Source organism: Antribacter sp. NEAU-D49 (assembly GCF_057158775.1).
In genome coordinates, this window is record NZ_JBXTSN010000002.1 from 188321 (window position 1) to 200462 (window position 12142).

The following is a 12142-nucleotide window of genomic DNA, read 5'->3' on the forward strand; positions in this document are numbered from 1 at the left end:
CTTTCGCTAGACTCCCGGACATGGCCGCCGACCTCCCGATCGTCACGCCCGAGCGCCGTCCCCCCACCGCGGCCGAGGCGAAGGCGATGGCCCACCCGCTGCGCCAGCGGGTGCTGCGGCTGCTCGGCACGGAGGAGCTCACGAACCGGCAGCTCGCCGACCGCCTCGAGGCCGACCCGGCCACGATGCTCTACCACGTGCGCATCCTGGTCGACGCGGGGCTGGTCGAGCAGCTCCCGGCGCGGTCCGGCTCCCGCGGCGCGCGGGAGAAGCCCTACCGGTCGACGGGCAGGAGCTGGTGGCTGAGCGACCCGCTCGCCGGCGCCACGCCGGACCTGCAGTTCGGCCCCGCCGAGCTCGCCCTCACCGACGCGCTCGCGGCGGGCCCCGACGGCCTGTCCACGTTCGCGATGTTCGCGCTGCACCTGTCCGACGACGAGGTGGTGGAGCTCGGCAGCCGCCTGCGGAAGATCATCGACGAGTACGTGGCCACCGACGACCGGCGCCGGGACCGGCCGGTCCACCGGGGCGTCGTCGTGCTCCACCGCGTCACGCCGGGAGCCGCCCCCGGGGCGTAGGGCCTCAGGTGTAGCTGGCCTTGACCACCAGCACGGGGGCGGGCGAGTCGAGCAGCACCTGCTGGGTGGTGGAGCCGATGAGGAACGTGCCGACCGTCGAGTGCTTCCGCGAGCCGATCACCACGAGGTCGGCGGACAGCCGCTCGGCCTGGTCCACGATCGCGTCGGCGACGTCCTGGCTCTCCGTCCGGTAGGCCACCGGCTGCACCGGCACGCCCGAGGGCACGGTGTCGAGCAGGTGGGCCAGGTCGGCGGGGACCGTGGTGCCGCCGACCTGCGGGGTGAGCACGAGGACGGCCAGCTCCTGCTTGCGCCGCCCCGCCTCCGCGACGGCCGCTCGTAGGGCTGCCTCCCCCTGGGGTGACGCGTTGTACGCCACGAGGACCGTCATGCGACCTGCACCTCCGGACCGGTATCGCCGGCAACGACTTGCCGGTGCTGCCGGTGAAACTCTCTCACAGGTCCGGCTCACCGGCAGGGCGCGTCCGCCCCCCGCGGCCGGGTCCGCCGTCGGCCCCGGGCACCTCGAGCCCGGCGGGCAGCAGGCCCGGCAGCGTGCGGAGGAGAGCGGTTGCCCGGGTCTCTCGTTCCGCGCCGCGGAGGCGCTCCGCCGGGGCGGTGATGCTCACCGCGGCGACCGGGTGGGAGCCGCGCACGACGGCCACGGCGAGGCACGCGATCCCCGCCTCGTTCTCCTCGTCCTCGCTCGCGTAGCCGAGCCGGTGGGCGGAGTCGAGGGCCTCGCGCAGCCGGGCGGCCGTCGTGTCGGCGCCCGCGTACGCCGCGAGCGCCGCGTCGTCGAGCGGGGCTGCGGCGTCCAGGGCGGCGAGCCAGGCGCGGCCGAGCGCCGTCGTCGCGGCGGGCCGACGGCGCCCCACCGCCGACCACACCCGGACCGCCCGCTGCGGCTCCACCTTGTCCAGGTAGACCACCTCCCTCCCGGCCAGGGCGCCGAGGTGCACGAGCTCGTCGACCTCGGCGCAGATCGCCGTGAGCGCCGGCCGCAGCAGGTCGGGCAGGTTTTCCTCCCGCCAGAACAGAGCGCCGAGGGCGAGTGCCGCCGTGCCGAGCCGGTACCGCCCGCCGGCCGTCTGCTCCGCGTACCCGCGGTGACGCAGCGCGGCGAGGGTGCGGTGCAGGGTCGTCTTGTTGACGCCCACCTCGGCGGAGAGCGCCGCCAGCGTGGCGCCGGACGCCCCGGCGCGCGCGAGCACGTCCAGCGCCAGCAGCGCCTTGTCGACGCTGCCCAGCGGGCTCGGATCGGGCTGGTCGGTCACGGGCGCGTCCTTGTCGTCGATCGGATCTTCGGTAGGGTGTGTTCCGCAATGCAGAACAAGCGTTCACTATAGCGAAACGGAGTCATGGTGTCAGTGGAGCCACCTCACTCAGGAGGACCGGTCGACCGCCTCGGCGTCACCCGCCTCGTGCCCGTCGTCGTGGTCGACGACGCCGAGCAGGGCCTGGCCGTGGCGAGCGCCCTGGCCGACGGCGGCCTGCCCGTCGCCGAGGTCACCTTCCGCACCGCGGGGGCCCGCGCGGCCATCGCCGCGATCGCGCAGGAGCGGCCCGACGTCCTCGTGGGCGCGGGCACCGTCGTGTCGCCCGAGCAGGTCGACCAGGCCGTCGAGGCGGGCGCGCGCTTCCTCGTCTCGCCCGGCATCAGCCGCGCCGTCGTCCTGCGTGCGCAGGAGGCCGGGGTGCCGATCGTGCCCGGGTGCGCCACGCCGTCGGACATCATGACCGCGCTGGAGCTGGGCCTGACCACCGTCAAGCTGTTCCCCGCGGGCGTGCTGGGCGGCGTCGCCGCCCTCAAGGCCCTGTCGGCGCCGTTCCCGCAGGTGCGCTTCGTGCCGACCGGCGGCGTGAGCGCCGCCAACCTGCCCGACTTCCTCGCGCTGGACGCGGTGCTCGCCGTGGGCGGCTCGTGGATGGTCGAGAAGTCCCTCGTGGTCGCCGGCGACTACGCCGAGATCACGCGCCGCAGCCGCGAGGCCGTGGCCGTCGCCGCCCCGAACACCCTCACCACCCCGGAGGCCGCCCGATGAGCTCCCTCGACGTCCGCCCCGCGGACGAGGCCCGGTACGACGTCGTCGCGCTCGGCGAGGTCATGCTCCGCCTCGACCCGGGCGACCGCCGCATCCGTACCGCCCGCACCTTCGACGTCTGGGAGGGCGGCGGCGAGTACAACGTGGCCCGTGGCCTGCGCCGGTGCTTCGGCCTGCGCGGCGCGATCGTGACGGCGCTCGCCGACAACGAGATCGGCCGCCTGGTCGAGGACTTCATGCTCACCGGCGGCCTCGACACCTCGCACGTGGTGTGGCGCGCCTACGACGGGATCGGCCGCTCGGTCCGCAACGGCCTCAACTTCACGGAGCGCGGCTTCGGCGTGCGCGGCGCCGTGGGCGTCAGCGACCGGGGCAACACCGCCGTCGCCCAGCTGCAGCCCGACGACGTGGACTGGGACGCCCTCTTCGCGAGCGGCGTGCGGTGGTTCCACACCGGCGGCATCTTCGCGGCGCTGTCCGAGTCCACCGCCGACGTGGCCGAGGCCGCGATGCAGGCCGCCAAGCGGCACGGCACGATCGTCAGCTACGACCTCAACTTCCGGCCGAGCCTGTGGAAGGGGATCGGCGGGACGGAGCGCGCGCAGGAGGTCAACCGCCGGCTCGCCCGCCACGTCGACGTGATGATCGGCAACGAGGAGGACTTCACCGCCTCGCTCGGGTTCGAGGTGGAGGGCGTGGACGACGACCTCACCGACCTCGACACCGCCGCGTTCCGCGCCATGATCGAGCGGGCGTCGGCCGAGTACCCCAACTTCCAGGTGGTCGCCACGACGCTGCGCGGGGTGCGGTCCGCGTCCCGCAACGACTGGGGCGCCGTCGCGTGGTCGCGCAAGGAGGGCAACGCCTCGGCCACCCACCGTGCCGACCTGGAGATCTTCGACCGCGTGGGAGGCGGCGACTCGTTCGCCTCCGGTCTCGCCTACGGGCTCATGGAGCTCGGCTCGCTGCAGGAGGCCGTCGAGTACGGCGCCGCGCACGGTGCCCTCGCCATGACCACGCCGGGCGACACCACGATGGCCACGCTCGCCGAGGTGGCCAAGCTCGCGAAGGGCGGCAGCGCCCGCGTCCAGCGCTGACCCGCCCCATTGGCTGACCCGCCCCGTTGTGGGTATGGCTGTTGCGTGAATCCCGGCCAGAATTCGCGCAACAGCCATACCCACAACAGCGCGGGGGGCGGGGGGTTAGCGGCTCAGCAGCACCGCCGCGACGATCCCGCCCACCAGCGCCAGCCCCGCCAGTACGGCGCCCGCGATCTTCCACGCCGACCACGGCCGCTCGCCCACGACCTCGCCCGTGCGGGCGTTGACCAGCACCTGGTACGTCTTGCCGCCGTACAGGTACGCGGCGATCCAGACGGGCAGGAGCAGCAGCTTGAACGTCACGTCGTCGTACCGCGTGGCGACGCTGCGCACCTGCTGGACGTCCCCGCCGATGTCCTCCCGGCAGTCGGCCTCGATCACCGGCGCCATGATCTCCTTCGCCGTCTCGAGCCCCGCCTCGGGCTCCACGTCGTAGCGGAGCGTCTCGTAGCCCGCGAGGTAGTCCGGCCGGTACGGGACGGCGTCGTCGAACGGCCAGGGCTCCAGCTTCACCGCGTGCTTCGGCAGGACCCGGTGCGTCCCTGCCACGTGGACGTCGTCGAAGGCCCGCGCGACCGTGCCCGACGCCGGGTACCAGTTCGTCTTCTGCACCTGACGCGTCCGGGTCACCGACTCACCGTCCACCGTCTCGGTGTACGTCTCGGTCACCCAGTAGTGCTCGCCCCGCAGCCCGTCGTAGTCGGACGTGGTCCGGGCGTCGTAGGTCCAGCTCGGCAGGTACACGCCGTGCACCTGTTCCGTCTCCGTCACCTTCTTCAGGGCCGACGGCGCGAACCAGCGCGACGCCACCCACTCCCGCAGGTGCTCCCGCATCGCCGCACGGGTCACCGAGAACGGCAGCACGGCCTCCGGCTCGACGAGCCCCGAGCCCTCCACCTCCGCCACCATGGGCGCGCCGCAGAAGCCGCAGACCTGAGACAGGTGGTCCGACTCCGTCGTGGCACCGCAGGCGCCGCACCGGTACACGTGAGCGGCGACCTCCGCCGCCGCCTGGCGCGGCGCGGCGACGAGAGCCGCGAACGCGTGCTCCCGGACCTCCCGGTCCGCCGCGGCGACCTCCTGCGCGTGACCGCAGTACGGGCAGGTGAGCGCACCGGCGCCCGGCGCGTACTCCACGCGCGCGCCGCAGGCGGAGCACGGGTAGGCGTGATGCTTCTCGGCAGGCTCGCCCGTCACGGACGTCACCGGTCAGGCCTGCGGGAGGGGCGGCGGAGTGGCGCCGAGCAGGCGCGCGATCTCCGGCACCGCGCTCGCGGGCTCCCAGGTCGCCATGCCCGCCTTCCACACGAGGGTGGTGGCCGTCAGCGTCCCGGCGGCGACGCGGGCGGACAGGCTCGCCACGTCGAACGGCCCGGCCTGCTGTCCGCCCTCGCCGCAGAACCACTCGGCGCCCGGCAGCGGCGGCGGTCCCGACGGCGAAGCCGCCCGGGGCGGCTGCGTCGCCGGCGGGGCGGCCGGGGCGGGTGCCGTGGCGCCGGCGAAGACCTGGCCCATGCCCATCCCCATGCCGAGCCCCATGCCGGCTCCGGTGCCCGGGTTCTCGGCGGCGGCCTCCAGGGCCTCGGCCGCCTGGAACTTCGTGTACTGGTCGAGGTTCCCGACGACCCCCATCGACGTGCGCTTGTCGATGGACTCCTCGACCTCCGGCGGCAGGGAGATGTTCTCGATCACAAACCGCGGCACGGCGATGCCGAGGTCGGCGAGCTCGTCCGTGAGGGCGCCCGCGAGCCGGGTGCCGAGGTCGGCCTGGTGCGCTGCGAGGTCGAGCACGGGCACGCCGGCCTGGGCGAGCGCGGTCGCGAGGTGGCTCACGATGTTCTGGCGCAGGAACTCGTGCACCTCGCCGGTGCGGAACTGCGGGTCCGTCCCCACCAGCTCCCGGAGCAGCTTGGTCGGGTCGACGACCCGCGCCGAGAAGGCGCCGAAGGCCCGCAGCCGCACCATGCCGAACTCCGCGTCCCGCAGGATCACCGGGTTCTGCGTGCCCCACTTGAGGTCGGTGAACTGGCGGGTGCTGACGAAGTAGACCTCCGCCTTGAACGGGGAGTGGAACCCGTGCTTCCAGCCCTTCAGCGTGGACAGGATCGGCAGGTTCTGGGTCTCGAGGGTGTGGGTGCCGGGCTCGAAGACGTCGGCGACCAGGCCCTCGTTCACGAACACCGCCGCCTGCGACTCGCGGACGACGAGGCGGGCGCCCATCTTGATCTCGTTCTCGTAGCGCGGGAAGCGCCAGACGATCGTGTCGCGGCTGTCGTCGAGCCACTCGACGATGTCGACCAGCTCGCCCTTGATCTTGTCGAACAGTCCCATCCCGGTCCCTCTTCCGCTCCGTGGGCGCGGCCGGCGTGCCTCCCACGACGGCCGTCGCCCGCCGGACCCTAGCAAGGCGAAGGGCGGCAAAGGGCCACGAGAGGGAGAACTTCCTCCTTTCACCCATCACGCCTGGAACGGTCAGTCACGGGAACCGGAGGGCGGGGCGGGCCGTTGGCACCTGAGTACGGACCACGACGAGGAGGCCACCAATGCTGTGCCCAGTCGACCAGGCAACACTGGTCATCACCGAGCGCAAGGGCGTGGAGATCGACTACTGCCCGCAGTGCCGCGGCGTGTGGCTCGACCGCGGGGAGCTCGACAAGGTCATCGACCGGGTCGAGGCCGAGAACGGCGGCGCCGCCCGGGCGGTGCCCGACTACGGGTCGCCCGCCGCCCCGGCCCCGGCCGCTCCGGTGCCCCCGCAGCAGCCGGCCCCCGGCTACGCGCAGCCCGGCTACCCGCCGCAGCCCCAGGGCTACCCGCAGCCCGGCTACGACCAGCGCCGGGACGGGTACCGCGACGACCGGTACCGGGACGACCGGCGCCGCGACGGCTACCGGGACGAGCACGGTTACGGGCACAAGAAAAAGAAGAAGGAGTCGTTCCTCGAGGACCTCTTCGACTTCTGACCCGAGCCGGTCCTGACCGGCACGACGGCGGCCCGCACGCTCCCGACCGGGGGCGAGCGAGCCGCCGTCGGCGCATCCTGGACGCATGCCGGAGCGCCGGTGACCACCTGGACGACGACCAGCGCCAGGTCCTCGAGGACGCGAAGGAAGAGCTGCGCAAGGCCTTCGGCCGGGAGTGACCCGGGACGAGACCGTCAGGCCGTCCGCGCCGCCAGCTGCTCGCGCACCTGGCGCTTCGCGCGGGTCAGCATCCCGGCCATGCCGTTGAGCCGCAGCAGGCTCACGGAGCGGGTGAGGCCGAACATGAGGGGCAGGTCGTCGGGCAGGTCCAGCACCTGCTGTGCGGTGAGGCCGGTCAGCCCCTGCGCCAGGATCGACGCGAAGCCACGCGTGGTGGGCGCCTCCTCGGGTGCGCTGGCGTGGAAGGCGACCAGCCCGTCGTCGGACACCTCGGCGATGGCGTAGACCGGGGACTGGCACTCCTGGACGCGCTCCAGGCGCTCCGGCGCGTCCGCGTAGCGGGCGGGGAGCGGCGGGAGCTCGCGCGACACCTCGAGCAGGAGCTGGAGCCGCTCCTTCTCGGGCGTGTCGAGGAACGCGTCGCGGAGCTCGGCGAGCGCCTCGGGCAGGGGGGTGGTGGACGTGCTCATGCCACCCATTCTCCCGGCTCCTCGCCCTGGGCGATCGGCGCGCGGACCGCGTTGCCCCACTCGGTCCAGGAGCCGTCGTAGTTGCGCACCTTCTCGTAGCCCAGGAGGTAGGTCAGCGCGAACCAGGTGTGCGACGACCGCTCGCCGATGCGGCAGTAGGTCACCACGTCGTCGGACGGCGACAGGCCCAGGCCCGCCGTGTAGATCGCCTCCAGCTCGGCGCGGGTCTTGTACGTCCCGTCCTCGGCGACGGCCGTGGCCCACGGGACGTTGCGCGCCGTCGGGATGTGGCCGCCGCGCAGCACGCCCTCCTCGGGGTAGTCCGGGATGGCGATGCGTTCGCCCGTGTACTCCTGTGGCGAGCGGATGTCGACGAGCGGCCCTCGCCCGAGGTGCGCCAGGACGTCCTCCTTGAAGGCGCGGACCGTGCGGTCGTCGCGCTCCACCACCGGGTACTCGGCCGGCTCGCGCGCGGGCACGTCGGTGGTGAGGTCGCGGCCCTCGGCCGTCCACAGCCCGCGCCCCCCGTCGAGCAGCCGCACGTCCTGGTGCCCGAACAGCGTGAAGACCCACGCCGTGTACGCGGCCCACCAGTTGTTCTTGTCGCCGTAGAGGATCACCGTGGTGTCGCGGCCGATCCCCTTGGCGCGCATCAGCGCGGCGAACGCCTCGCCGTCCAGGTAGTCACGGACCACGGGGTGCTGGAGCTCGGTGTGCCAGTCCACCTTCACCGCGCCGGGGATGTGCCCCGTCTCGTACAGCAGCACGTCCTCGTCGGACTCCACGACCACGAGCTCCGGGTCCTTCAGGTGGTCCGCGAGCCACTGCGTGGTCACGAGCCGCCCGGGGTGCGCGTACTCCGCGAGCTTCTGCGCCGGGTCGGTGGGAGCGGGCATGGTGTTCCTCCTCGGTGGTGCCTGTGCAGTTCCACCGTAGGAACACGTGCGGGCCCGGCAACAGTCCCCGGCTCAGCCGGCTCCGGCGGCCGCCTCGAGGACGGTGCGGTGCGGCACCGTGCGCCGGACCTGGTCCAGCGCCTCGATCAGGTCCTGGGACGCCCAGTCGAGCGACGTCTGGATGTCGGTCACCTGCTGGAGCCTGGCCCGGGCCTGCGTCAGGGTGGCCGGCTCGCCACGGGCGACCCGCTGGTCGGACACGGAGCGTGCCGCCAGGAGCGCCTCGGCCAGCGCTTCGCGCGCCTCCGGGTCCGCGTCCGGAGACAGCTCGTACACCGACTCGGCGATGTCCATGACGGTCGTCAGGTGGGCCACGGACTGGGTGGTGATGGCGACCTCCCGGTCGAGCTCGGTGCTCACCAGCTCGAGGCGCTCGGCGGTGCCCGCCCGGGCGTCGGCCGCCCAGAGCCCGGCCCCGAGGCAGAGCACCAGGGAGACGGTCGTGAGGATCGCCGCCCGGGCGACCCACGGGCGGCGCCCCCGTGCCCCCGCGAGGTCGGACGCGTCCGACGGTCCGTCTGGTCTGAGGGGTTCGCCGCCGTCGGCGGCGTCGCCCGGATCGGTGGTGGCGGCCCCTGTGGCGCGGACCGGTGTCATGGCAGTGCTGGCGTCCAACTCGTCCCCCCGAACGACTCGGTCTTCCGTGCATGCCGAGCTCATGGGCTCGTTCGAGGCCGCCCTGGCGGCGTCCGTGGTGACGGGACGCCGCCCCGGCGATCCCCCCGGAAGGCCAGGGCGGGCGACCTCGATGGAGAGAGGCTAGGACCCGAGACGGACCTTCGCGCGGTGAACGAGTGATCTGGGCCACATCTGTGGAAAAGGCCGCTGACGTGGTGGAAAACCTGCCCCGGACCGGTGGACAACCTGTTGATGACCAGCCCGCGTGCCTACACTGGCCGGAGCCCGACGACGACGTCGGACGCAGTCGGAGGCAGCATGGTCACGGACGGCTCAGCTCGTGACGGCGTGTCCCGCCGTGTGGTGCGTAGCGACCCGCACGAGGTGCGGGCCGCCTACGAGAGCTTCGTAGGCTCGGGCGGCGCGCTCGTCCCGGCCGGGGTGGACCCGGTGGTGGCCGCGTCGTGGCGGCGGTCCCTGCGCAGCGGCGTGGACCCTGACGGGCTCGGGGCGGACGGCAGCCTCCCCAGCCGTTCCCTGGAGGAGTACCGAGGCCACCACCCGCTGGCGGCGGCCATGCCGCTCGTCCGGGACCTCGTGGGCGGGCTGACCGACGACGGCCTCGTGCTCGCGGTGTCCGACGACGCCGGCCGGCTCCTCTGGGTCGAGGGCAGCGGAAGCACGCGCCGCGCCGCCGACCGCGTGGGCTTCGTCGAGGGTGCTGTGTGGCGCGAGGAACGCGTGGGTACCAACGCCCCCGGCACCGCGCTGGCGACCCGCCGCCCGGTCCAGGTGGTCGGCGCCGAGCACTTCGCGCGGCCCGTCCAGGACCTCTGCTGCACGGCCGCGCCGGTGCACGATCCCGCCACCGGCGACGTCCTCGGCGTGCTCGACCTCACCGGAGGCCAGGCGGCGGCCTCACCCGTGGCCCTCTCGCTCGTCCGAGCGACGGTCGCGAGCGTCGAGCGCGAGCTCGCGGCCCTGTCCACGTCGGCCGGTACGGTCACCGACGACGGGGCGCCGACGCTGCGGGTCCTGGGCAGGCCCGCGCTGCGCGGCAGGGCCCTGTCGCTGCGGCACGCCGAGATCCTGCTCCTCCTCACCGAGCACCCCCGCGGCCTCGGTGCCGAGGAGCTCGCCGTGCTGCTCCACCCGGGCGACCTCTCGCTCGTCGCGGTACGGGCCGAGATGTCGCGCCTCCGCCGGGTCGGCGAGGCAGCCCTGGGCAGGCCGCTGCTCGCCGGGTCCCGGCCGTACCGGCTCGCGGGGCGGCTGGTCAGCGATGTCGACCGGGTCCGTGACCGGCTCTCCCACGGCGACGTCCGCGGGGCGCTCGGTGCCTACCCGGAGCCGCTGCTCCGGCGGTCGGCTGCGCCCGGCGTGGAAGGGCTGCGGGCGGAGCTCGCCGCGGAGGTGCGGGCAGCGGTGCTCGCCACGGACGACGTCGAGCCGCTGCTCGCGTGGGTGGGCCGGGACGAGGGGACCGACGACCACGCCGCCTGGACACGCCTGGCCCGGCTCGCCGAGCCAGGCACGCCCCTGGCCGCGCGGGCCGGGGCGCACCTGGCGATCCTGGACGAGACGCTCGCCTGACGCCTCGTCCTCAGCCGATCCGGCCGTAGTCCCCGACCAGCTCCACGAACTCCGCCCGGAGCCCGTAGGGGTCCTCGCCCAGAGCCCCGGAGGCCCGCTCCTCGACAGCGTCCAGGCTGGCCTCCGCCTTGTGCTCGGAGTCGATGGCGATCAGGCCGAACTCCACCACGGCCGAGGCGAACGCGAAGTCGTCGGACGGCCGCGTGGTGAACGCGTCGTCCGTCACCGGGACCACCACCTCGGCGCTCTCCGCAGCGCCCGGCTCCTTGTACCGGAGGTGGACCGTCAGGAAGTCGGTGCTCGTGCCCGCCTGCGTGTCCTGGTAGTCGAGCCCGTCGTCGGACACCGTCACGCTGTCCGCGGGGACCAGCTCGTAGAACGCGGTGACCGAGTGCCCCGCCCCCACGTCTCCCGCGTCCTTGAGGTCGTTCTCGAAGTCCTCGTTCTCCAGGCGACGGTTGTCGTACCCGATGAGGCGGTACCTGGCCACGGTGGCCGGGTTGAGCTCCACCTGGAGCTTGAGGTCCTGCGCCACCACGAACATCGTCGAGCCGAACTCGTCGACCAGGACCTTCCGCGCCTCGTCCAGCGTGTCGATGTAGGCGTAGTTGCCGTTCCCGTTGTCGGCGATCGCCTCCATCAGGTTGTCCTTCAGGTTGTCCATCCCGAAGCCGAGGACCGAGACGTACACCCCCGACTCACGCTTCTCCTCGATCAGCTCCGTGAGCTGCTCCGGCGAGGAGGGCCCCACGTTGAAGTCGCCGTCCGTGGCGAGGATGACACGGTTGTTGCCACCCTCGACGAAGTTCTTCTCGGCGAGCTCGTACGCCGTCTCGATGCCGTCGGCGCCGCCCGTGGAGCCGCCCGCCTCCAGGTCGCGCAGGTGCTCCACGAGCTCGTCGTGCTCCGACCCGGGGACCGAGTCCGCGACCACCTGCTCCGAGCCCGCGTAGGTCACGATCGACACCACGTCGTCCTCGTCGAGCTGCTCCACGAGCAGCGCGAACGACTCCGCCAGGAGGGGCAGCTTGTCGGGCTCGTCCATCGAGCCGGACACGTCGAGCAGGAAGACGATGTTGTTGCCCTCCGTCGTCGGCACCGCCTCGCTGGCCTGGACGCCCACCATGGCGAGCTGGTGGGCGGGGTTCCACGGCGCCGGTGCCACCTGCGTGGTCACCGTGAACGGGTGGTCGTCGTCCTCGTCCGGGGCCGGGTAGTCGTAGTCGAAGTAGTTGACGAGCTCCTCGATGCGCACGCCCTCGGGCGCCACGCCCTGGTTCACCTGGCGGCGCAGGTTGCTGTACGACGCGGTGTCGACGTCGGACGAGAACGTCGACAGCGGGCTCGTGGAGACGTCCTTGAACGGGGTCTCGGGCGAGTCGTCGTACTCCTCCTGCGACTCCGTGGGCACGTCGCGCCAGCCGTCGTCGTGGAGGGGCGCCGGAGCGCCGGAAGCGACGTCCTCGGCCACCGCCCCGCTCTCGGACTCGCCCGAGCCGCCCCCCGAGCAGGCGGCCAGCCCGAGCACGAGCCCGAGGGCCGTCGTCGCTCCGAGCAGGGTCGTCCCGCTCAGCGGACCCCTGGTCCGGTGGGGTGCTGCAGTCATCGCGGTACCTCTTCTCCGGTCGTCGTGCGCCTC

13 protein-coding genes are annotated in these 12142 nt (G+C 73.3%); 5 read left to right on the plus strand and 8 right to left on the minus strand.

Annotated features, from left to right (window positions below; all coding sequences use genetic code 11):
• Positions 1-20 precede the first annotated feature (20 nt).
• Positions 21-578, plus strand: coding sequence for a helix-turn-helix domain-containing protein (locus AC060K_RS02570; protein ID WP_483763883.1), 558 nt, complete (start codon positions 21-23; stop codon positions 576-578).
• Between the two features lie 4 nt (positions 579-582).
• Here the strand turns inward: AC060K_RS02570 and AC060K_RS02575 are convergent, their stop codons facing one another.
• Complete coding sequence (locus AC060K_RS02575) at positions 583-969, minus strand: universal stress protein (protein WP_483763884.1); 387 nt, start codon at positions 967-969, stop codon at positions 583-585.
• A gap of 64 nt (positions 970-1033) precedes the next feature.
• Entirely contained in the window at positions 1034-1855 is an 822-nt protein-coding gene (locus AC060K_RS02580) for an IclR family transcriptional regulator (protein ID WP_483763885.1), read from the minus strand.
• Between the two features lie 93 nt (positions 1856-1948).
• On the opposite strand from AC060K_RS02580, the gene eda reads away from it, so the two are divergent.
• Complete coding sequence (gene eda / locus AC060K_RS02585; protein ID WP_483763886.1) at positions 1949-2623, plus strand: bifunctional 4-hydroxy-2-oxoglutarate aldolase/2-dehydro-3-deoxy-phosphogluconate aldolase; 675 nt, start codon at positions 1949-1951, stop codon at positions 2621-2623.
• Positions 2620-3720 (plus strand): sugar kinase, encoded by a 1101-nt coding sequence (locus tag AC060K_RS02590; protein ID WP_483763887.1) that lies wholly within the window; start codon positions 2620-2622, stop codon positions 3718-3720. The genes eda and AC060K_RS02590 overlap by 4 nt, the downstream gene beginning before the upstream one ends.
• A gap of 105 nt (positions 3721-3825) precedes the next feature.
• Here the strand turns inward: AC060K_RS02590 and AC060K_RS02595 are convergent, their stop codons facing one another.
• Positions 3826-4929, minus strand: a complete 1104-nt coding sequence (locus tag AC060K_RS02595) for a TFIIB-type zinc ribbon-containing protein (protein ID WP_483763888.1) — start codon at positions 4927-4929, stop codon at positions 3826-3828.
• Positions 4930-4932: 3 nt separating this feature from the next.
• Positions 4933-6054 carry an SPFH domain-containing protein gene (locus AC060K_RS02600; protein WP_483763889.1) on the minus strand — a complete coding sequence of 374 codons (1122 nt, stop codon included), beginning with the start codon at positions 6052-6054 and terminating at the stop codon, positions 4933-4935.
• Between the two features lie 212 nt (positions 6055-6266).
• On the opposite strand from AC060K_RS02600, the gene AC060K_RS02605 reads away from it, so the two are divergent.
• Entirely contained in the window at positions 6267-6686 is a 420-nt protein-coding gene (locus AC060K_RS02605; protein ID WP_483763890.1) for a TFIIB-type zinc ribbon-containing protein, read from the plus strand.
• A 194-nt stretch (positions 6687-6880) separates the two neighbouring features.
• Here the strand turns inward: AC060K_RS02605 and AC060K_RS02610 are convergent, their stop codons facing one another.
• The 3 genes from AC060K_RS02610 to AC060K_RS02620 form a co-directional block, all read right to left on the minus strand.
• Positions 6881-7336, minus strand: coding sequence for a SufE family protein (locus AC060K_RS02610; RefSeq protein ID WP_483763891.1), 456 nt, complete (start codon positions 7334-7336; stop codon positions 6881-6883).
• Complete coding sequence (locus tag AC060K_RS02615; RefSeq protein ID WP_483763892.1) at positions 7333-8232, minus strand: sulfurtransferase; 900 nt, start codon at positions 8230-8232, stop codon at positions 7333-7335. Before AC060K_RS02615 ends, AC060K_RS02610 begins: the two co-directional genes overlap by 4 nt.
• A 72-nt stretch (positions 8233-8304) precedes the next feature.
• Positions 8305-8889 (minus strand): hypothetical protein, encoded by a 585-nt coding sequence (locus AC060K_RS02620; protein WP_483763893.1) that lies wholly within the window; start codon positions 8887-8889, stop codon positions 8305-8307.
• Between the two features lie 339 nt (positions 8890-9228).
• On the opposite strand from AC060K_RS02620, the gene AC060K_RS02625 reads away from it, so the two are divergent.
• Entirely contained in the window at positions 9229-10503 is a 1275-nt protein-coding gene (locus AC060K_RS02625; protein WP_483763894.1) for a GAF domain-containing protein, read from the plus strand.
• A gap of 10 nt (positions 10504-10513) precedes the next feature.
• Here the strand turns inward: AC060K_RS02625 and AC060K_RS02630 are convergent, their stop codons facing one another.
• The gene (locus AC060K_RS02630; RefSeq protein WP_483763895.1) at positions 10514-12109 is read right to left on the minus strand and encodes a vWA domain-containing protein; all 1596 of its coding nucleotides are present in this window, start codon (positions 12107-12109) and stop codon (positions 10514-10516) included.
• Positions 12110-12142: the final 33 nt, after the last annotated feature.